General features: G+C 57.3%; 16 protein-coding genes. 13 read left to right on the plus strand and 3 right to left on the minus strand.

Annotated features, from left to right (window positions below; genetic code table 11):
- Window positions 1-52: 52 nt before the first annotated feature.
- Window positions 53-1,831, minus strand: a complete 1,779-nt coding sequence (gene nodU / locus ACZBJS_RS35890) for a nodulation protein NodU (protein WP_463439872.1) — start codon at window positions 1,829-1,831, stop codon at window positions 53-55.
- Between the two features lie 1,491 nt (window positions 1,832-3,322).
- Here nodU and ACZBJS_RS35895 point away from each other — a divergent pair.
- From ACZBJS_RS35895 to ACZBJS_RS35920, 6 genes are all read left to right on the plus strand, one after another.
- On the plus strand, window positions 3,323-3,700 hold the full coding sequence (locus ACZBJS_RS35895) for a nuclear transport factor 2 family protein (protein WP_463439873.1): 378 nt from the start codon (window positions 3,323-3,325) through the stop codon (window positions 3,698-3,700).
- A gap of 600 nt (window positions 3,701-4,300) precedes the next feature.
- On the plus strand, window positions 4,301-5,815 hold the full coding sequence (locus ACZBJS_RS35900) for an amidase (RefSeq protein WP_463439874.1): 1,515 nt from the start codon (window positions 4,301-4,303) through the stop codon (window positions 5,813-5,815).
- 213 nt (window positions 5,816-6,028) lie between these two features.
- Window positions 6,029-7,204: a sugar ABC transporter substrate-binding protein gene (locus ACZBJS_RS35905; RefSeq protein ID WP_463439875.1), complete on the plus strand. Its 1,176-nt coding sequence runs from the start codon at window positions 6,029-6,031 to the stop codon at window positions 7,202-7,204.
- 66 nt (window positions 7,205-7,270) lie between these two features.
- Window positions 7,271-8,233, plus strand: a complete 963-nt coding sequence (locus ACZBJS_RS35910) for an ABC transporter permease (RefSeq protein WP_463439876.1) — start codon at window positions 7,271-7,273, stop codon at window positions 8,231-8,233.
- Window positions 8,230-9,771, plus strand: a complete 1,542-nt coding sequence (locus tag ACZBJS_RS35915; RefSeq protein ID WP_463439877.1) for a sugar ABC transporter ATP-binding protein — start codon at window positions 8,230-8,232, stop codon at window positions 9,769-9,771. The genes ACZBJS_RS35910 and ACZBJS_RS35915 overlap by 4 nt, the downstream gene beginning before the upstream one ends.
- Window positions 9,772-9,811: 40 nt before the next feature.
- Complete coding sequence (locus ACZBJS_RS35920) at window positions 9,812-10,780, plus strand: ABC transporter permease (RefSeq protein ID WP_463439878.1); 969 nt, start codon at window positions 9,812-9,814, stop codon at window positions 10,778-10,780.
- A 1,416-nt stretch (window positions 10,781-12,196) separates the two neighbouring features.
- On the opposite strand, the gene ACZBJS_RS35925 is transcribed toward ACZBJS_RS35920, so the two are convergent.
- Window positions 12,197-12,751 (minus strand): hypothetical protein, encoded by a 555-nt coding sequence (locus ACZBJS_RS35925; RefSeq protein WP_463439879.1) that lies wholly within the window; start codon window positions 12,749-12,751, stop codon window positions 12,197-12,199.
- 166 nt (window positions 12,752-12,917) lie between these two features.
- Here ACZBJS_RS35925 and ACZBJS_RS35930 point away from each other — a divergent pair, with 166 nt between their 5' ends.
- From ACZBJS_RS35930 to pyk, 5 genes are all read left to right on the plus strand, one after another.
- On the plus strand, window positions 12,918-14,168 hold the full coding sequence (locus ACZBJS_RS35930; RefSeq protein WP_463439880.1) for a Tm-1-like ATP-binding domain-containing protein: 1,251 nt from the start codon (window positions 12,918-12,920) through the stop codon (window positions 14,166-14,168).
- On the plus strand, window positions 14,155-14,985 hold the full coding sequence (locus ACZBJS_RS35935; protein ID WP_463439881.1) for a phosphoenolpyruvate hydrolase family protein: 831 nt from the start codon (window positions 14,155-14,157) through the stop codon (window positions 14,983-14,985). Before ACZBJS_RS35930 ends, ACZBJS_RS35935 begins: the two co-directional genes overlap by 14 nt.
- 30 nt (window positions 14,986-15,015) lie before the next feature.
- Window positions 15,016-16,794, plus strand: a complete 1,779-nt coding sequence (locus tag ACZBJS_RS35940) for an FAD-dependent oxidoreductase (RefSeq protein ID WP_463439882.1) — start codon at window positions 15,016-15,018, stop codon at window positions 16,792-16,794.
- A 351-nt stretch (window positions 16,795-17,145) separates the two neighbouring features.
- Window positions 17,146-17,622, plus strand: a complete 477-nt coding sequence (locus tag ACZBJS_RS35945; protein ID WP_229169873.1) for an Lrp/AsnC family transcriptional regulator — start codon at window positions 17,146-17,148, stop codon at window positions 17,620-17,622.
- Between the two features lie 109 nt (window positions 17,623-17,731).
- Window positions 17,732-19,144, plus strand: a complete 1,413-nt coding sequence (gene pyk, locus ACZBJS_RS35950; protein WP_463439887.1) for a pyruvate kinase — start codon at window positions 17,732-17,734, stop codon at window positions 19,142-19,144.
- A gap of 262 nt (window positions 19,145-19,406) precedes the next feature.
- Here pyk and ACZBJS_RS35955 read toward each other — a convergent pair whose 3' ends face one another.
- The gene (locus tag ACZBJS_RS35955) at window positions 19,407-20,108 is read right to left on the minus strand and encodes a hypothetical protein (RefSeq protein WP_463439883.1); all 702 of its coding nucleotides are present in this window, start codon (window positions 20,106-20,108) and stop codon (window positions 19,407-19,409) included.
- A gap of 23 nt (window positions 20,109-20,131) precedes the next feature.
- Here ACZBJS_RS35955 and ACZBJS_RS35960 point away from each other — a divergent pair, with 23 nt between their 5' ends.
- Window positions 20,132-20,587, plus strand: coding sequence for a hypothetical protein (locus ACZBJS_RS35960; protein WP_463439884.1), 456 nt, complete (start codon window positions 20,132-20,134; stop codon window positions 20,585-20,587).
- 49 nt (window positions 20,588-20,636) lie between these two features.
- Window positions 20,637-20,984: a hypothetical protein gene (locus ACZBJS_RS35965; RefSeq protein ID WP_463439885.1), complete on the plus strand. Its 348-nt coding sequence runs from the start codon at window positions 20,637-20,639 to the stop codon at window positions 20,982-20,984.
- Window positions 20,985-21,084: the final 100 nt, after the last annotated feature.

A 21,084-nucleotide genomic window follows, 5' to 3' on the forward strand; every position in this document is an offset into this window, starting at 1 on the left:
TCATGACGTCTGGGGCCCCAACGCCCCAACCAACCAGATGCTCTTTCTTTGGCTAGGCCGATTGCTGCCGTGGAGCTGCGCTGATCTCGGCTGAAACACCGCCGGCAACATCGCTGGCTTGGGGAGTTTTCCTCCATAACATCCCATCGCACCATACGTGTTCCACGCGGCCCCACTTGCAGGCCGCGGCAAGATGCGGGAAAAAACCACGCCCATGGCTATTGGCGCTCGTATTGCAAAGCAGCGGAATGCCCGTGAGCGCTTCGTATTCGACCAGAAGCTCGGCGACTTTGTGTTGAGAGGTCCTGCTGATCGTCTGCAGTCGCGCAGATCCGTCGAGATGGACAACGGCGGGGATCTTGTCCCGCCATTCTGGTCGAGTCTGATGATCGAAAAGCATGTAAGGATCCGGTGTTCCTGGGCTGAAAATCTCCGGCGCGCGATCTTCCAGGCAGATCGGCGCCACTGGTCGGAAGTGCTCGCGATGCTTGATGTCATTGAGATAGTCCTTCATTCCCGGCGATGTTGCGGCTGCAAGAATGCTTCTGCTACCCAGTGCCCGCGGCCCAAGCTCGGCGCGGCCGGCCAGAAAAATCACAGGCTTGTCGCTGGCGAGAATAGTCGCCAGTTCATGCATATTACAGGGCGAAGCATCCCATTCAGGCGGCACATCACTACCTTGCAGCGCCGGACCACTGTAGACCGACCACTGCAACGGCACGAGGCCCTTGTCCGCTACCATTGCACAACAGGCTGCACCGATCGCGGAGCCGCTGTCATTTGGAAATGGCGGTACCCAAACAGCATCGAACAGTCCTGCCGAACGTAGTGTGCTGTTCCATTTGATATTGAGGCCGCAGCCGCCTGCTATGCACAAATTGCGAGCGGAAAAACCGGACTGCCGTTGCAAAGCATTCGCCATTTTGTGCACGAGCAGGCGCTCGAGGAAACAATGAAAGGATGCGAGCACATCCTCGGCCGCCTTGGCCTTCAAGAGCGGCGCGCTTGCGTCGAAAAAGTCGTGAATGGTCGTAAGCTCAAACTCCATGCTCCCGAGATCGGTACGGTAACTCCCGCGCTTGGTGTCAGCTTCAAAGTGCTCTTTGTAGAGCTCCTGAAAGACCGTGATGATGTTTTCGTCGACGGCACCGAGGGCGATATAGGCCATCAGCTTGCCGGCGACACCTAGATCGAGCTTGCCGGCGCCGCCTGGATCCACCTTGCCGGGTTCACCCAGGTCCCAATTGGCACGATTAGCCCGCTTGTATGGCCCAAAATGAAGGCCCGCAGCGGCATAGATGTGCCCAAACAGCGGGAATAAACTGTCGATGAACCGGGCGCCCCCGCGTTCTACATGATAGAGTCGTGGGTAGGTGCCCCCATCCCACACGAGGCAGAAAGCAGGCTGTCCGGCTTTGGCAAACGGGCTGGTGCAGTATGCGGCCGCCACGTGGCTAGCCACGTGAGGATAGCTCTTATAGGGGAAATCCCTGCCGTCGAGCCTAAGGCCAAAGCCATCGCGAGATGTGAGGAGGGCCTCGGGATGAGGTTCAACATAGGACGCCCCCTTGAGCGTGATAGGAGCCGCTCCGCTGCGGAGCTTGTATTGAGCTTCCACTTGCCCCAGCCAGCCGTCGACGACGAACTGATCAACGTCCTGCACATCCAGACCGTGCTCTGCCAAAGCCATGACGACTGCATCGAGATTGTCTATCGTTTGATAGCGCGGATTGTTGCTCCGCTTCTCCTGCTCGATACAAAAGACGAGCCGACCGTCCTCGATCAGCGCGACCGCTCCGTCATGCGTCAGCTTGATACCGCAGATGCGCATAATGCCTCCACTTTGATGCCGGCAATTCGGTGAGTTAAAGGTCAAATCTGGAGTTCGAGAACATGCGATTGAGCAATCGTCGTTGTCCCAACTCATTCTCGGGCCGCTCGGGCTAGACCGCGATCACCATTGGTCGCGGTCGCATGCCCACGGCCGATTCCGTCGTCAGAGATCCGATTGCTGATCGAGCGCGAGCGTGGTGCACGATCGCGCCGATCGAAATCGGGGGCCCCGACTAATGTCGCGTTCGTGACCGGGCAGTGCGCTTGGATCGAGGTCGCCATTCTGCGCTGTAATGCGACCTTGAGCTTCGTGATCGCGGGTCAATGTGTAGCATGCGCGTCAACGTTCTTGTTCTTTGTCAGCACGGAGGCACTGTCTTGCTTCATCAGATCGGCGCATTCTGGCAGCATTTCCTATTCTCGCATGGCCCTTCACAGGACCGGACCCGTTGGTCGTTTCAAAGAGCGTGCCAACAGCCAGTGCTGCTTTTCTTAGCTTATTCCTATCCAGCGCGTGTCGCGTAGAGAACGGGATGTCTTGAGACCGACAGTGACGTTGCAGACGCTCCGGTTACTTCAGTGGCGCGCCGCAATTGTTGACAGCGCGAGGCAGCTTTGTTTGATGCGATGGAGACCTCGTTGGACTCGAGATCTGCGGCTCGGCGGACTCTCCGGCCAATCGCCTCCGCATTTTGACGCCAGACAGCTGGTTGGAAAGGGACGATGACGATTCAAGAGAAATGCGTTTGCGCGAATCTCCGACAGGCGACGGCGGAGCGAGAGGGGGCGCAACTCGACTTTAGAAACGGCAACTGCCCGGAGTTACGTTAGCGCGTCGCGCGGGCGCGCGCCGTGCAAGTTCGAACCCCGCAAATACCTCCGCGCCGGAGCCGCCTTGGTCGTCCCATGCTTGACGGCAGCCGCTTAAGAGGGGGCCGCGAGGCCCCGCCTGCAGCCAACTTGATTGAACTGAGCATCTCTGCGCCTAGTCTCCACACGGCGCGCCCCTGTTGCATTTCTCTTTTCCCGCGGTCCCGACAATCTGGCTTGAGACAATCGTAGCCGGGCAAAATAAAAACCACACCGGTTATCGGATCTTGATAACGTATGCAACGACCGAGCTATTCAATTGGCTTTGCTGGGCCGATTGATTCACGGACGGGTTCAGAATGCCGCGCGACGCGCAGTAGCATCTCGCTGCGGCTTTGTGCGCTATTCCTGGTCGAAACTATCCTTGCGCCTTTGTCGGACATTGCGATGCGAAGGCGGTTTTGGCCTTGAACACGCATTGTCGCTTGATGGCGTCGAGGGCCCCCGCTGTTTCTTGACAGAGCATGCAATATTGTCAGCCTCCACTCCCGCCGCTAAACCGCTGCGTTCTCCTCAGCATCGGTGAGCAAGTCAGGTCAGGCGCTTGATTGCGTGCAGCCGGTCTTGCGGTCATCGAGAACTGCGTTCCGACCATCAATTTCTCAGATCGAGGTCAGTAGTGAACAGCGACTCATTGACGACAGATATCCGCGAGTTCCTGGAGCTCTGGCAGCGAACCTTCAACAGCCATACGCTGGATTGTCTGGTTGCGTTGTACACAGATGATGCGATGCTGCAGGGTACATCGAGTGCAAGGCTCTATATCGGGACCAAAGAGATAGCCACTTACTTTCGTGGCGGCGCCAGTGTGAAAATGGGTGTCTGGCGCTCTGTCGCGTTGGCGCACGACGTTGTCCTGGTCGCGGGTAGCTATGCCTTTTCACAGACATCGAAAGGCCATCAGCAATCAACGCCGGCGCGGTTCTCCTTTGTATTGCGTCGTCAGGGCGACACATGGAAGATCGTGCATCATCACTCATCTGCCAATCCCACTTGAAGGCCGAACCGAGCTACGCGGCGTCGCGCAGTTCGGGAATTGAGTAACGAACTCAAGCGGAAATCAGCATTCGGCCGTGCAATTGCAGGTGCAGGATCCCAAGGGTGTCGTTTGCTCAGGGGCTTTCACGAACTTCCTAAGTTGTAGGCTACTCCTCTTTAAGACGAGAGGGGCCATACGATGGGGCCACACGCGTTCTTCGGCTCTTCATTTTGTTATGTGCTCTGACGCGTAGCGGACGGACTTGCCTGCCGCCTGGCGCGCGCCCCTTTGCTCTTCTTTTTTGATTAATGCGTTCGCGTCGGCAGCGGCGAAAGCGGCACGCACGGCTTTTGCCGCGCCAGTTATGGCGTCGCATCTACGATTCGGCATGGCATTTCCTCTTCGTCCATCGGCGCCCCCAGCCCGGCGCCGAACAAGAACTTCAGACGGCATGAGGGTGAAAAATTCTCCTCTGCCTCGCCACTTTCTTGGCACGATTACCCAAATTTACCCACTGAGGGCAGCCGACGTCAGGCCCGGCCAACCTACAGTCGACTAGGCTTGCCAAATTGAGCCCATCGCAGAGTGGGTCTGCCCTTGAAATGACAGGAGCGCCCAATGTCAATTGTCCCGCCCACGCCCGCGCAGTTGCGAGATGTCGCCTCACAATGCGGTCTTTCACTTACCGATGAGGATATCGTCTCCTTCCGCGGACTTATCAACGAATCCCTCGAGGCCTACAGGTACATCGAAGCCGTCCCGGATGAGTTGCCTCCAGTCAAATATCCACGCACCCCGGGGTATCAACCACCGCCGGAAGAAAATCTGCACAACGCATGGTACCGCAAGGCGAGGGTCGAGGGAGCACCGAGCGGAAAACTCAAGGGCAAGACTGTCGCTCTGAAAGATAACGTCATGTTGGCTGGGGTGCCAATGATGAACGGCTCGGCGACGCTCGAAGGATTTGTTCCGGACATCGATGCAACCATTGTCACTCGAATGCTCGATGCGGGCGCCGAAATCGCAGGTAAAGTGCATTGCGAATGCTTTTGTACATCCGGTGGAAGCCATACTGGTGCGCTCGGACCGGTGCATAATCCTCATAGGATGGGTTACTCTGCGGGCGGTTCGTCTTCGGGATCGGCCGTTGTCGTGGCGCTTGGCGAAGCCGATATGGCGATCGGCGGCGACCAAGGCGGCTCAATACGGATGCCGTCGTCGTTTTGCGGCATCTACGGCATGAAGCCCACCTGGGGTCTTGTCCCCTATACCGGCATCATGCCCAATGAGCTGACGCTCGACCACACTGGCCCTATGACCGCAACGGTCGCCGACAACGCCCTGCTATTGGAAGTAATCGCCGGAGACGACGGATACGATCCACGCATCAAAGCGCCGAAAGTCGAACAATATACGAAGGCGCTCGGTCAAAGCGTCAGCGGATTGAAGATCGGCGTTCTGAAGGAGGGTTTTGAGCAGCCGGGGGCGGAAGCCGATGTCAATAAAGTGGTTCGTGAAGCGGCCAAGCGCTTCAAGGATCTCGGGGCCTCGGTGGAGACGGTGTCTGTACCAATGCACCTGCAAGGCGCGGCAATCTGGACGCCGATCGGCACCGAGGGCGCTACACAGACCATGATGTTCGGTGACGGCTTCGGTACCAGCCGATCAGATCTCTTCTCACTGTCACTCATGGACTTCCATCGAGGTTGGCGACAGAAGGCGAACTTCCTGTCAGAGCAGGCCAAGTTATTCCTGTTGCTCGGCACCTACGTGAACAACACGTACGGGCCCCGCTTCTACGGCAAGGCCGTCAACGTCTCTCGTCGCCTGAACGCAGCTTACGACAGGGTCCTTAAGGACTACGATCTCCTTCTTCTGCCGACGACACCCATGACGGCGACGCAACTTCCTCCCCATGATGCCAGCCGCAAGGATTATATCACTCGCGCGACGGAGATGTTCACCAACACCGCTCCGTTCAACATCACGCATCATCCGGCGATGTCGCTGCCGTGCGGAATGGTGGATGGCCTGCCGGTCGGCCTTATGCTTGTTGGCCGCCACTTCGACGAGACTACTATCTACAAGGTGGCGCACGCGTTCGAGCGGATCGGAGACTGGAAGAAGATGTGACCAGGGCAATGTCGTCGACGACAACAGGCCATCGTGATGTCCGCGGCACGTTGTGGAGCTCTGCGCGTCGCCGCCATGGCCCGTTCCGACGTTGGGCATACACGCTATGAGCGTCGAATTCGTCGCTCGCCGATACGTTTATGGCTTGGCTAGCAGACGGATTGAAAGAAAGGCCAATCATCTACAGCAAACTAATACGAGGAGGGTGCATCAATGCGGAAAATATCGACTTACTTTCTTGCGACCGTCGCATTTCTGGGAGCTGCCGGCAACGCGATCGCCGAGGACGTTCTATCCGAAGTGTCGACATTAGAAAATGAGTATTTCAACAACTGGTCGCAAGGTGCCGAACAGGCTGCAAAAGCCTTGGGTCTGAACTATCGCATCCTTTCGGGCAAAGGTGATGCCGCAAAGCAAATCGAAATCTATGAGGCCCAATTCGGCGCTGGTGTCAGGATCACGTTCGGCGAGAATCTCGTTGCGGCGAACATAAAGCCCATCGTCGAGATGGCCAAGAAGGTCGGTGCGGTGCATGTTGCTGTTTGGGAGTCGTTGCCTGGCTTCCATCCTTTGGACGCGGGGTTAGATAACTACGCTTTTGCGACGTTTTTCTCGCCCGATGACGTCGAAAACAGCTACCGAATCGCAAAGTTGCTTTTTGACAAGATCGGCGGAAAAGGCAACGTCGCGCACATTACTGGTTTTCCAGGGGTTGATGCGGACATCTCCAGAACTGCGGGCTTCGATAAAGCTCTAGCCGAATACCCCAATATCAAGCTCATCGCCCGCCAGCCTGGAAAATGGAATCAGGTTGACGCTCGCAAAGTCATGGAAGACCTGTTGGTGGCGCACTCCAAGATCGACGCTGTCTTCGGGCAAAACGACTCGATTGCACTGGGCGCGATGCAAGCCGTCGAAGACGCTGGTATGCACATTCCGATCGTCGGCCTGGATGGCAATCGAGAAACCCTCAAGCTGGTAAAGGAAGGCCGCATTCTTGCGACAATGGGCTTCACCCCGCAGTGGCAAGCGGGTTTTGCGCTGGTGCGCGCATACGATGTTGCTAAAGGGTTTAAGCCGAGCCCATGCGAGCGCATGATGTATACGGGAGCCACGTTGATAACCGCTCAAAATGTAGACAAATATCAAGCATTTCTCGCCGGCGAGAAGCTTCCGTTTGATTGGAGAAAGATGTCGCGGGTTCTTCATCCCAACGATTGGGATGCTCAAAACTACGTATGGCCGATCGATGTCAAAACGTATTGGGGAGCTCGTACGCCGGCCGGATATAAGTTTCCGAAGGCCTATCAAGATGCCGTCGACGAAGGTTGCGTCGCTCATCTCAAGGCGGAGTATAACGATCACTATCACCAGCGTATCCCCGAGTGACGCCGTGGATGCCTCTCTCAATCGAGAGGGGCATCATGTTTCCCTCGCCTTTGATGGATCGCAAAAATGCTACAAGCGTCGCGGGCCGGCTGCAATGATGGCGAGTTATGGCGGCGGGCCATAACCATCTTCGTCTTCATGATTGCGATTGTAGCGTTTGGTCTCGTGGCTCCATCGTTCGGAACGCTCGCAAACATCAGGGCTATTGAATTATCGAGTTCTGTCCTTTTGATCGCATCCATCGGCGCGACCTTTGTGATCCTGATGGGCTCGATCGACCTATCCATCGGAGCGGTTGCTAGCTTTTGCGGTATGCTGGTTGCCCGCCTATCACCAGACCTGGGTTTATGGTCGGTTCCCATCGCATGCGCGGTCGGCTTGGTGTTTGGTGCGATCAATGGGCTGGTCTATGTCTACCTCAGAATTCCCTCGATTCTGGTAACGCTTGGATCCGCAACAACCATTTCAGGAGCGGTGCTCTTCATTTCAGATGGCCGCTCATTATCCGTATCAGACCCAGCCGTAATCGATATGGCCCAGGGCGCACTGGCGAATGTGGTCCCCAATGCGGTGCTGATTTCGGCGGTGATCTATGGGGCTGCGGTCCTCGTAGGTGATCGCACGCGTTTTGGGCGAATGACCCTCGCGATCGGTAGCGACGAGCAAATTGCGGCCCTCATGGGAGTGAGGGTCAATGCGATCAAAGTCCAGGCGTTCGCATTGTCGGGCCTTCTTGCCGGTCTTGCCGGAGTCCTGTTGGCGGCGCGTCTAGGATCCGCCACAGTCACAATGGGCAGTTATATGACCCTCGACACGATCACCGCGGCGGTCGTTGGCGGAACTGCGATTACAGGTGGCTCTGGCAACGTGCGCCTGACAATCATCGGGGTTCTTTTCATAACGACCTTTTCAGACGGCATGAACATTCTCGCCTTGCCGCCCTATCTGCAAACAATCATCCAAGGAACCGTCATTCTGCTCGCCGTTCTTCTGAACACCGGACGCGCGAGCGCGGAGGACGTGAAATGAATGGTGTGTCCGCGCCGATCTACTCAATGCGTAACGCCTCCAAGCGCTTCAATGGCATTGCCGTGGTCGAAGGCATCGATCTCGATGTGTTTCCCAACGAGATTGTTGGTATTGCCGGCGAAAATGGGGCGGGTAAATCAACCACACTCAAAATGATTGCGGGCATCCATGCACCGAACGCTGGAAGTATGAGACTATTTGGTAAGAGCTTCAGGCCCCTAAGCTATACCCATGCTGTTGAGGCCGGAATTTCGATGGTCTTCCAGGAACAGGCTCTTATTCCAAGCCTGGCTGTCTACGAAAATATATTCCTCTCGTTAGAACCCTACTTTACCGGTTGGCTCGGCATCGTCGACAGAGGTGCGATGATAGCCGTGAGCGAAAGACATCTCAAAAATCTCGGTCTTGGCTACATCGATCCGCGCCGCCGCACGGGTGATTACGCTTTCCATGATCGGCAGATGATCGAGATTGCCAAGGCTTTCGCGTTGGCCGAGCATTTCCATATCGATCATCCAATCATCCTGCTCGACGAACCGACTGCGGCAATCGGCGAGCGAGAGATCAAGATTCTCTTTGAATCAATTCGTCGATACCGTCGTCGTGCGTCATTCGTGCTTATCACCCACCGTCTTGCGGAATATGTGGAGCTATGCGACCGCATTTACGTGTTCAAGGATGGGCGAAATGTCGGCGAGTTCGCAGGAGAAGAGATCTCCGAACAAAGCCTTCATCGGGCGATGGTTGGACGAATACGAGACGACGAATACTTCATGGAAAAGCGCCAGCTAAGCCTGGGCGGCGCGCCAATCGAGATTTCAGCTCATGGTCTAAGCGGCCAAAACGTCAAGAATGTCAGTTTTGAGATTCGCAAAGGCGAGATCCTTGGACTTGGAGGTCTCGTCGGATGCGGCAAAGAGGCTGTTGCCAGGGCCGTCGTCGGTTTTGAGCCTTTCCCCCTAAACGGCACCGTGGAATTGGGCGGCGAAGTCTTGCCGCTTCGCGGACGTGGAAAAGCGGCGATCAAGCGTGGGGTGGGGTTCGTACCCAAGGAACGCAAGAGCGAAGGCATCGTGCCTTACATGTCGGTTCAGGCAAATATGTCGTTGGCCTCGCTTCCGCTCGTCTCGAGCCTCTCTGGGTTCCTTTCCCGCTCCCGAGAGAGGCGCCTGGCCGAAAAGTACATCAATCGCTTGCGTGTGAGATGCAAAGGCCCAGCACAGCTTTGCCAGTTTCTTTCCGGCGGTAATCAACAGAAGGTGGTGATAGCCAAATGGCTGGCCCGAAAGATTCAAGTGCTTGTCCTCGACAATCCCACGCGGGGGGTCGACGTCGGCGCCAAGCAAGAGATCTACAGCGTCCTGAGGGACTTGGCTGAGGAGGGGGTAGCTATTCTTCTGGTTACAGACGATCTGCCCGAGCTGATTGGAATGTCAAACCGGATCCTCGTGATGCGAGAGGGAGAACTTCAGTTCGAGTGCAGCGCGCCTGCCGACAATAAGCCAACGGAGCAGGAACTTGTCCAACACATGGTATGAGCCGCAAACGGCTGGGTCGAGATCAGTTGCAGAAGGGAAAGTGCAGATCGCCCAGTTTTATGACCGTCGCCGTGTTATCATAAATGCGCTCGGGCCACTGTTGCTGCTGATGGCAATGGTCACGGTATTCGCGCTGATCAACCCGCGCTTTCTAAGTTGGATAAATCTTTTCAACCTGATGCGGCAGTCCTCGATCCTGCTGATCGTCTCAACAGGCATTACATTTGTAATTCTTATGGGAGCGCTCGATCTTTCCGTCGGAGCCATTGTGACGCTCGTGGCCATTTCATCTGCGGTTCTGATCCGTGACTTCGATGTCGGTGCAACGGGGGTAGCCTTCGCTGCAGCAGGCATGGGAGCGCTTTGTGGTCTTGTAAATGCGACGCTCGTTCTTCGTCTCCGGCTTCCGTCCTTCGTCGCCACATTGGGCTCAATGACTATTCTTGGCGGCGTTTCGACGTGGATCAGCGGGGGTGGCAATGTGTTTTTCCAAAGCCCGAACCTCACATGGATTGCTTCCGGCTCCATGATCGGCCGTATTCCGAACTCCGGAGTTTGGGCGCTTCTCATTTTTGCCGTGGCTTCTTTTGTCGGTGCGAGAAGCCACTTCGGAAGAGCGCTGTTTGCGATCGGGGGTGGCGGTCTAACCGCGCGACTTTCGGGCATTGACGTCCTTCGCACCAAAGCGATCGCTTTTGTTGTCTGCGGAATGCTTTGCGGAGTTGCGGGCTTGCTGCTCGTCGCGCGAACATCAACCGGAACTTCGCGTATGGGTGATGATCTTTTGCTTCAGGCGATCGCCGCGGTCGTCATGGGCGGAACTGCGCTATCTGGAGGGGCGGGGGGAGTCCATCGCACCCTGACTGGTGTTCTGGTGATCGCCGTACTGCAAAATGGTCTCAATATCGCGGGCGTGCATACATACCTGCAAATCATGGTGACGGGGCTCATCGTCGTTCTGTCTGTTACAATAACTCTGGATCGATCTCGGCTAGCCTTTATTAAATAGTGGAGCATTGTCTGGGGCGATACTGAACGGACAGCCGCCTGCGTCTGACCCGCTTGGTATAGACGCGCGCGGTGCCGAAAAAGGTATCGGCCTGGATTGCGCGCGTTGTTGGTAAGAAGATCCGGACAGCCGATAATGCCCGTCGACGCCCTGGCGGCGGCGGAATCGAATGGCGCGTCGAGAGCTCTGTTTCTAGATGCGTCAGTCGAATGCCTGTCCAACTTGCTGCCGGCTCGGTGTCATCTTAAATGCGGCCCTATGAGAGGAGCTTGCCTACACGATGCATCGCCGTGAGCATGCGAGTGCGCGATTGACGTCGGAAGCGACTCAGATGTCGGGCCCCTTGAGAGTTCTCTTCGAGACATCGCCGGTTGCTGTTGGAGCGCGGGTTTGTCGCGAGATCCCTCCTTGGATTCGGAAAAGCTAGCCGGCCTCGTGGCGGCGAAGTGCCCGCTACTCTCTGACGGCCGCGCGGGACCGGAGTGCCGGCGAGCATTGTCATTCTCCCCGTGCGGCTCCGCAAGCTCGCGCTTCCAGGACGCGGCTAGGTACCTGTCGCGTCAGACCTGGATGAGAGTTGCGTTTTATACGATCGGTTACCCAACGTTACCCAGATGCTGGTCGCGCGGCAGTGAACGCTCGGGCTATCGTCTTAATAATAGCAATCGGCAACCAACAATCCGCTCTGACCTCTTGGGGTCTGATCTCTTGGGCGTGATTTCTTGGGTGTGATCTCTTGGGTCCGCTGGCAGACCGGTTCGTCTGCTTTCTCCCGAGACTTGAGCCGCTGCCGGAGAAATCCGGCAGCGGTGTTTTTTGACCGGCACCGTGCCACCATTTTTGCAGCAGTGATGGCGAGGTAATTGCCGGCAAGATCGACGGCCCACGGCAAGGATAGTCACCCTGAAAAATGCGCTTTACACGACCGCAGTTAGCGAAAAGGGCGAGCGACGAACAGTCAATGACCCAATGTGTTCACAGTGAGCGGCGCCGGACGGCATGTGACAAATGTATCCGTCCCTCCCGAGCCTTGAAACACGCTGGCGAGATCGTCGTTTGGAAAGCGCACTGTCTTGATGCCGAATGCGCGACCCCGTCGCAAAGCCTAGGGCATGATCCGGAAAAGTGGAAACCGGTTTTCGGAGAAATCATGCTCAAACAAAGAGATGAGACTATGATGCGATTGCGTGGAAACGCATCATGGTCCAGCGCTCCGATCTCGAGCCATCTGTGCTCCCGGCGCGTAGCAGGCGTCTTGAGCCCCCTATTGATCGCGTCCGCACCGGCTAAGCCGGACAATGCGTTTCCTCAGCAAGTATGAATCTTGCGGAAGGTGGCCGGTCCTAATGGGCTTCTAAAAAAATCCTCTGCGAAAAATGAAAAAGCTTGCGGATCATAGAGTAGCGATCCGGCTCGTCACGTTGCTGAAGTTTGCCGTTTCGGTGCGCTTCCATCCAAAAGCGCGAACATCGGTAATGTCGATCCATGCAGGCCAAGGCTTACCAGCTCCATCTCCTCGCTCATCGTCCGTGTAAGAGCCTCCGCCGGTAGATGGATGAGCCCCTCCAGATGGGCACCAAGTCGCTTCTCCGCCGCGGTAATTTCAGAATCGCTGGCGATGGCGAACAACGCCTTGAATCCAAGGCTCGTGAACCATTCCATCCGCCGAAGTTCGAGCTCCTGTCCGGCATCAATAGGTACGCCCGCCGCCGACCGCTCGATCAAAGATGCGGGCGGGAAATTTGTAACCCCGGCGATGCCGGCATCTTTCAACGATTCGGCAATGTCCTCCCAGCACGCGAAGGGGTCGATCGTCAATATCGCCGCATAAACATGAGGCGCGGACGTTGCTTTGTTGAGGCTTCGTAGGTCTCGCAAAAGACACTCGTTCCAGTCGAGGATCGGCAAGGTCGCCATGACCAGCAGGGAGCCATTTGGAAGGCTACGCAAAGACGGGGCGTAGACCTGCAATTGTGGCCCTTTAGCTATGGCCGACATGTGTATGGCAAGTTTGCCAGTAGCTCTCGCCCTCATCGCTTCTACCCAATCTTACCCATTTGGTCGCCTTACCGATCTTATACGCGGGTAAAGCCGGGTCTAGACCGTCTGTTGTAAGGAATGGTCTGGGAGGAAGATCGTGTCGCACCATTGCACGGACGACCGAAGGTCGGGCCGGGATGGTAAGCTTTCTGGACAGCCGACGGGATTCATCACGGACGCTGTTGCGATCGTTGCCACGCTGGATACCAAGGGCCGCGAGGCGTCTTACCTTGCGGACCTCATCGAGGCGTGCGGTCGCAAGACCGTCCTCATTGACGTCGGCACGAAGAGAGATGACGGCGACAAGCAGGCCGATACGAAGGCCCCCGCCGAACTGCTGAAGCAGATCGCGGAAAGCACGCGCGCCAAGGTTGGCGATCTTCTCGGATCGGCAACGATCAGCGCGATTATCGGAGTTGCGGGCGGCAAGGGAAGCGCGGTTTTCGCCGAGGTTGTCTCTGAGCTGCCTTATGGCTTTCCGAAGCTTCTCGTAAGCAGCGCGAGGCCGGCGCTACTCGCTGAATTGGCCACTCACAATGACATCATCCTTTATCCGACGCTGGTCGATCTCTTCGGCATCAACGTGTTTACCACAAGGGTACTCGAGAATGCCGGACGGGCCGTCGCGGCCATGCGCTATGCACCCACCAAGCCTGGACGAGACAAGAAGATAGTCGCGATCACCGCCTTCGGCGTGACAACGCCTGCGGTAAATCAGTGCGCAGCGCGGCTTGCCGATGGTGGGCTAGACGCGATCGTCTTTCCAGCGAACGGGGCGGGCGGCCGCAAAATGGAGCAGCTGATCGCGGCTGGTGAATTCGACGCCGTCATTGATTTGACCACCACAGAGCTCGCAGACGAAATCGTCGGAGGCACCGCGAGCGCCGGCCCGGATCGACTGAAAGCAGCGTCGAAGCAAGGGATACCGCAAGTGATTGCGCCCGGCGCGGTCGATATGGTCAATTTTGGCCTGCAATCGAGCGTTCCTGATCGGTTTCGTGGACGCCGATTTCATGCCCATACGCCCTACACGACGCTCATGCGCACAACTGCGTCTGAGAATGCGAGCATTGGCCGCCTCACGGCTGAACGGCTCTCGCGAGCAAAAGGGCCTGCAATTGTCCTTTGGCCCGCGAAAGGGGTGTCCGATTACGACCGCCAAGGCGGCATCTTCCACGATCCCGAGGCCGACAAGGCTTGGCATACTGCGGTCAAGGAACGTCTCCCTGCGCACGTGATGGTACGCGACCTGAACTGTCACATCAACGATGGTGAGTTCGCCGAGGCTGCCGCAGCCTGGATCCTGGAACAACTCACGCAAGGAGATTCATCCAATGCGGATGTTTGAGCGAGGTGAAATTCTTTCCAGGATTGAAGGACAGGTGGCGGAGCGAAAAGCGATTCTCGCAGCAGGAAGTAGCTGCGGTCTGGTCGCCAAATGCGCCGTTCTTGGAGGTGCCGACATGCTGGTGGTCTACTCGACCGGCCTGTCGCGTCTGATGGGACTTCCGACGAGCCGGATTGGCGATTCCAACGCACGCACGTTGGAGCTCGCGGCGGAAATTCGTAACGTGGTGTCGTCCGTGCCGGTGGTCGGCGGCATCGAGGCTTGGGATCCTCTCCGGCTCGACCTCGACGCCCTCTTGGACAAATTCTGGGCCGCTGGGTTTTCCGGCGTCATCAACTATCCGACGATCTCCACGATGGGTGACAACTGGCGTGAGCGCCGCGGCCGCGTCGGGCTCGGCTTTGAACGTGAGGTCGAACTGATCGCTTGCGCGCGCAAAAAGAATATCTTCTCGCTCGCCTATGTCGCAAGCCCGCAAGACGCCAAGGCGATGGCAAGTGCAGGCGCCGACTGCATCGTCCCCCATGTCGGCGCAACGCGGGGCGGGCTCGTCGGTCACGAGGACGGGCAATCCATAAAGGATGCGATTCGACGCATCAACGAGATCAACGCGGCGGCGCGAAGCGTCCGGCCGGACGTGCTCTCGCTCTGCCATGGTGGGGCAATTGCCGAACCTGAAGATACGATCGAGGTCTATCGGGTGACCCAGTGTGTCGGCTTTGTTGGTGCATCGTCGATCGAGAGAATTCCAATTGAGCGCGCGGTGAAAGCAGCGGTGGCGGAGTTCAAAGCTGCTCCACTTCCGCAAACTCATTGACGTTCACTGCAACACGTGCAGCGAGGCCGCATGAACACGCAAGATAATCGTGCTAAACCTGACCCGATCGCTTTCGTCTCCAAAGAGGCGGCTAGACCGGGGCAGGACCGGGAAACAGATGTCCTGGTGATCGGCAGCGGTGCCGCGGGCTTGTCAGCTGCGCTGTTTGCGGCAAAAGCCGGCCTTCGCGTAATAGTATGCGAGAAATCTCCGCGACTTGGCGGTACGACAGCCCTGTCGAATGGCATGATCTGGGTTCCTCGTTCTGCTCAGGCGCGTGCGGCAAACATCGATGATTCCATCGCCAAGGCCAGCACCTATCTGCAGCATGAACTTGGCCAATACTACCGCGCTGAGTTCATCGACGCCTTTCTTCAGGACGGTCCGCCGGCGCTGGCAGCGCTCGAGAATGGGACGGACGTCAAGTTCACGCTGGCCTCCACGCCCGATTATCACTCGAGCCAAATTGGCGGCGTTGACAGGGGCCGGGCTCTGAGCCCTGCACCTTATGACGGGCGGCTTCTAGGCAAGGACTTTGATCTGATTGGCGACCCCATTCGGGTTCTGCTCGGGGGCATGATGATCTCATCAAGTGAGGTCAGAAGCTTCCTCAACCCGTTCCAATCCGTTGCCTCGTTCAAGCACGTCCTAACTCGCCTGAGCCGCTATGCACGGGATCGGCTGAGTTTCAGGCGTGGTACTGAGCTCAGCGGAGGAAATGCCTTGATCGCGCGGCTGCTCGTGAGCTTGCGCAAGTATGATGTAGAGATTTGGCCATCTTCTCCAGCCCTCGAACTGAGCAAGGACGGCGGGCGCGTCACGGGTGCCGTTGTCAAGCGGCTCAATCGGGACACTCGCGTGCGCGCCTCGCGTGGTGTTATTCTCGCATCGGGTGGCTTCGCCGGGAACGCGCAGTTGAGGGCCGGCCTCAGTGGGGCACACCAGCATGACCTTACGTTGGCCCACGCCGACGTCAAGGGCGACGGCATCGGACTTGCAACCGCGCTCGGTGCCGCCATCGACAAAAATGTCGCATCCGCCGGTTTCTGGACCCCGGTGTCGATCTTGAAACGCGCGGGCGGCTCGCAGGTCGTCCCGTACGGCTGGCTCGATCGCGGCCGTCCTGGGGTCATCGCAGTTGGCCCCAATGCCAGACGTTTCGTCAACGAATCGAATTCGTACCACGATATTTGCCTGGCAATGTTTGAAAACGGATATCCAGCGGATAACCGGTTCTACTTCATCTGCGATCGCCAGTTCGTACGATTGAGAGGCATGGGACACTTGCTGCCATGGCCCTGGACACTGAGCATCCGAAAATATGTCCGCCTCGGCTACATCAAGGCAGGCCGAACAATTTCCGAGCTCGCAAAGCAGCTGGGACTGGATCCCGTTGTGCTGCAAAAGACGATCGAAGAACACAACGCGCATGCCGCCCAAGGACGGGATCCCTTCTTTAAGCGCGGGGAATCGGCTTTCAACCGCACGCTCGGCGATCCGACGATGGGAGCAAATCCAAACCTTGGACCAATCAAGAACGGACCGTTCATCGCGTTGCCGATCGTTCCGGCAACGCTTGGCACGGCGAGCGGATTGGCGACCGACAGTTACGGAAACGTTCTTGATGCACAAGGCAACGCAATAAGGGGTCTTTACGCCTGCGGCAACGACATGACTTCGCCGATGCGCGGAATCTATCCCGGCGCAGGCATAACAATCGGTCCCGCCATCGTGTTCGCATATCGCACTGTCAACGCAATGGTGCTGTCCACTGATCAGGAGCAAAAAGCAGTCGCCTCCGGAGCGTGACTGTCCACGCACCGGCTTGGCAGGGATCATGTGTTCGGAGCCGACCGCGCGGATTGACGGGATGGGAGGTCGGACCGCTTCCCATCACAAGCTCTTGGCTGAGGTGGGTACCGGCCCGCCAGATTCACAAGATAGCGGCCGGGTTCGAGCGTACTGAGCCGCGGGGAAAGCGACGCCGCAGCTCTTCGATGTCTTGCAAGGAGCAGAGCTCAGATAGGTGTTCCAGGGCATATGACAGAAATTGATCGTCCAACAGGTCGGCTGCGCGGTGACGAACCGAAGATGTCGGGACGAGCTGCGCAGTCGTCTGCTTTCCCGGGCCGATCGCAATCCGCTGGCCGCGAGGCAGTGATGCAACTCGATAAGATCGATTTTCGTCTGCTTGATGTTGTTCAGCGAGACAATCGTCTCTCTAGTGAACAACTTGGAGAGAAGGTCGGTCTATCTGCATCCGGAGTTCAGCGTCGACTGAAGCGCCTTCGAGCCAAGGGTATAATAGAAGCCGACGTTTCCATCATTTCTGCAAAGGCAATTGGGCGGAATGTGACGGCGGTGGTCCTCATTTCTTTGGAGCGCGCTCGAGCCGATACCGTTGATCGCTTAAAGCGCCAGATACGCAAGATGCCTGAAGTGATGAGCGCATTCTATGTTACGGGTCTGGCCGACGTCGTCTTGCTGGTTACTGTAAACGATATGGAAGATTACGAGCGGTTTACCCGGCTTCTTGCTAATGAGAGTTCGGACATAAAGCGCATTGAAACAATGGTTGTTGTGGACCGGTTCAAAGCAGGATTCACTTTGCCAATAGCATCTATCGCATGGTGCTGAACGACGAAGGGGACGCTGGCTTGCTTAACTGCTATCGCACGGGGCACTTAAACCTCGGACGTTGGACTTCGTCGCTAGGTTGATCGCATTCTTTCACATGGGGGATACGTTGCGTCGCTCGCGTCACGCCAAGATCGTGGCAACCCTCGGTCCGGCGAGTGCCGGACTTGAGAAGATACGTGCTCTCTACCTTTCTGGGGTAGATATTTTTCGGCTAAACTTCAGTCACGGAACCCACGAAGACCATGCCAAGGCCTATGGGTGTATCCGTGGACTCGAGCGGGAATTCGGCCGGCCGATAGGCATCCTGCAGGATCTTCAAGGTCCAAAGCTCCGCATCGGCTCCCTTGAAGAAGGCAGGCTGGTTTTGTGTGCTGGTGAAACGGTACGCTTTGTGACCGAGGGTACGAAAGGGAAGAAGCAATCGATACCCTTGCCCCACCCGGAGATTTTCGCAGCCGTTCATCCCGGACAAGAGCTTCTCATTGACGATGGGCGGGTGCGCTTGAACGTCACCGAGCCAGGACACGGAGAAATCGTTGCGCAGGTGGTTGTCGGAGGCGCGATCTCGGACCACAAGGGGGTCAACGTACCCGGGGCGATGCTCAACTTATCTCCGCTCACCAAGAAAGATCGGGCCGACCTCGCGTTCGGCATTAATCTTGGGGTTGACTGGGTCGCCTTGTCCTTTGTTCAGAAACCGTCCGACTTGATAGAGGCGCGCGCCCTGATCGGAGAGGCCGCAGGTCTGATTGCGAAAATCGAGACGCCGATGGCGCTCGATCGCATTGACGATATCATTGGCTTGTCCGACGGCGTTATGGTGGCGCGCGGTGATCTTGGCGTCGAAATCCCGCCTGAGGAGGTGCCTGGCCGGCAGAAGGAGCTCGTGCGCGCCAGTCGGCTTGCCGGAAAGTCCGTCATCGTCGCAACGCAAATGTTGGATTCCATGGTGGCTGGGCCAACGCCGACGCGCGCGGAAACGTCAGATGTCGCGACTGCCATCTATGATGGAGCTGATGCGGTGATGCTGTCAGCCGAATCGGCAAGCGGGGCCTACCCGGTCGAAGCGGTTGCCATGATGGATCGCATCATCAAAAGCACGGAACGGCATCACCTCTATCGGTCTCTTATTCAGGCTTCTCGACCTGACGTGGAGGATACCCCCGCCCACGCTGTCGCGGCCGGAGGCGCAGATCTTGCTGCTACGGTTGGCGCCAAAGTCATCATCGGCTTTACGGCCGGCGGGACGACGGCCGTTCGGATTTCGCGCAGCCGGCCGCCCGTGCCGATCCTCGCCCTTACCCCGGATGAGAGGGTGGCTCGGCGCTTGTGCTTGCCGTGGGGCGTGCACAGTGCCGTGTCCAGCGATCCTTCCGGCTATGAGGAGATGACGCAGATCGCCACAGCGGCCGCGCACCATGAGGGCTTTGTTAGATCTGGTGACCTGGCTGTCGTCGTCTCCGGGGTGCCGTTTGGACTTACAGGCGCGACAAACAATGTTCGCCTTGTCGCATGTTAAGATAATGTCCTTCGCATCGAGCTGCGGGACGCGATTCAGATCGCCATATGGTCCATGCTTGGAGTTCAGGTGTGACCAGCAGCCGATATTGCAAGAGTCCGAGGGCAGCATCAGCCGTCCAAGCTGAATACGAGGGTTCGATTCCTTTCACCCGCTCCAGTTCTTCCCGAATTTTCCCAGAAATTACGTAACCGCCAGAGATACATAGACTTTTCAGGCTGCGTTTGATACGCTACGTCCAACAAAACGTCCAACATTTCGTTCAACACGATTTTCCGAGATGCCTGATTTTCTCACACGGCGTCACGGTACATGGCAGTTCGTTCGTCGCGTACCGGTTGAGTTTGCAGCGCTTGATCCCCGTCGAGTGATCAAGCATTCGACGCGCATTCGAATCGCAGATGATCGTGCAGGACGCCGTGCAGCGCGCGCCGCGGAACAGCTCAACGAACAGCTTGAGATATTCTGGAAGGGCCTCGCGGACGGGCACAGGAAGGAGCACCTCCACAGCTATGAAACCGCGCGGCGTCGGGCGCGTTCGCTTGGCTTCGACTACATCGAGAATGGACAGTTCCTTCAGGCCGCTCCGGAAGCGCGCCTTGAACGACTCGAAGCCCTCGTCACCGCCGGCCTTGCCAACGACAACGGCGCCCGCGCAGCCCTGCTCGGAACCGAGAAAAAACTGGCCTTCATGCTCTCGGACCTGTTCACCGAGTACGAGGCCATGACAAAGGACGAGGTAAGGGACCTCTCGCCCGATCAGCTTCGTATATGGCGCAACGGACGAAAGAGAGCCGTCGAACGTTTTGTCGAGATCGCCACCGACAAGCCGGTGAATGAAATCACCCCGGACGATGGCATCAATTACTGCGAATGGTGGCGCCGCCGTGTGATCGAGGGTGAGGCCGAGCCCAAGACCGCCAACAAGGATATCGGCCAGCTCAGTCGCAAAGGAAGTCAGCACGCGTCGTCGGCTCGGTATTCTCGATGTTTTCAGCGGTCATGCTGTCGTGCTCTGACGAGGTGCCGCCGGCCGAGCCTCTGCTACCATTCATTCGAGATGACGATATCCGGTTGGAGATCGAGGACCGTATCAAGGCGTCCTGGATCGATTTTGGTGCGCAAGAATGGATGGGCGCAACGGTTCTTGCAGGAGCAGCCCTGGAGGCCTTGCTGTTATGGGCGTTAAAGAGCCGCAACACTGTTAAGGCGCCTGCTAAACCGCTCGATCAGCTTCATCTCGACGATCTTATCCGATATGCCGTCGAGAACGACGTCATCAGCGAGGGGACAAAAAACCAAGCCAAGTTCGCCAAGGATGCTCGAAACTTGGTGCATCCTGGCAGAGCGTTGCGATCCGGTGAGGCGTGCAACAAAACAACCTCGCTTACCGCCCTTGCTGCAGTCTACCGTGTGATCGACGATCTAAAGGACTCGGCCTAATGGCGCCGCGATCCCTGCTCTGAACCTTTTCCGTGTCCATGGAGGCACAATGCAGCCAAACGAAGTCGTCCAAACGCTCGAGCATCACAAAGGAGAGCTTGATGCAATCTTGTCACGCTTTAAAAAGACCCGTGATGGAATTCATATCGGGGACGGAGATGATGCTCGCTTTAGAGGGATCGTTCTGGAACTAAGAGACATTTTTGACGATATGTTCGTTGAGGGTTCCAAGCATTCGCGGCCATTGCTTGCATTCTATCAAGAGAGCATTTCGAACTTCTTCGGCTCACGATCATATCGTGGGGTCGAGTGCGTCAGAGACGTCGTCGGGGCAGCAACCTCCCGGGTAAAGCGCAATCCGTTTGCGCTGAAGGCAAGCGTAGCTGGTCGTTCGTGAAGAACTGGCGCCGGCGCCCGGCTTAAGCGGTGTTTCGAGCCGGGACGGTCTCGAAGAAGGCTCGGATGATGACACGCAAGAGCTCTGCGAGCCATCGCAG

The sequence above is a fragment of the Bradyrhizobium sp. KZN70725 genome (genome assembly GCF_055264925.1).

Coding starts and splice junctions, on each gene's coding strand:
- nodU (WP_463439872.1), bottom strand. CDS start 1,831: ATGCGCATCTGCGGTATCAAGCTGACGCATGACGGAGCGGTCGCGCTG.
- ACZBJS_RS35900 (WP_463439874.1), top strand. CDS start 4,301: ATGTCAATTGTCCCGCCCACGCCCGCGCAGTTGCGAGATGTCGCCTCA.
- ACZBJS_RS35905 (WP_463439875.1), top strand. CDS start 6,029: ATGCGGAAAATATCGACTTACTTTCTTGCGACCGTCGCATTTCTGGGA.
- ACZBJS_RS35910 (WP_463439876.1), top strand. CDS start 7,271: ATGCTACAAGCGTCGCGGGCCGGCTGCAATGATGGCGAGTTATGGCGG.
- ACZBJS_RS35915 (WP_463439877.1), top strand. CDS start 8,230: ATGAATGGTGTGTCCGCGCCGATCTACTCAATGCGTAACGCCTCCAAG.
- ACZBJS_RS35935 (WP_463439881.1), top strand. CDS start 14,155: ATGCGGATGTTTGAGCGAGGTGAAATTCTTTCCAGGATTGAAGGACAG.
- ACZBJS_RS35940 (WP_463439882.1), top strand. CDS start 15,016: ATGAACACGCAAGATAATCGTGCTAAACCTGACCCGATCGCTTTCGTC.
- ACZBJS_RS35945 (WP_229169873.1), top strand. CDS start 17,146: ATGCAACTCGATAAGATCGATTTTCGTCTGCTTGATGTTGTTCAGCGA.
- ACZBJS_RS35960 (WP_463439884.1), top strand. CDS start 20,132: ATGTTTTCAGCGGTCATGCTGTCGTGCTCTGACGAGGTGCCGCCGGCC.
- ACZBJS_RS35965 (WP_463439885.1), top strand. CDS start 20,637: ATGCAGCCAAACGAAGTCGTCCAAACGCTCGAGCATCACAAAGGAGAG.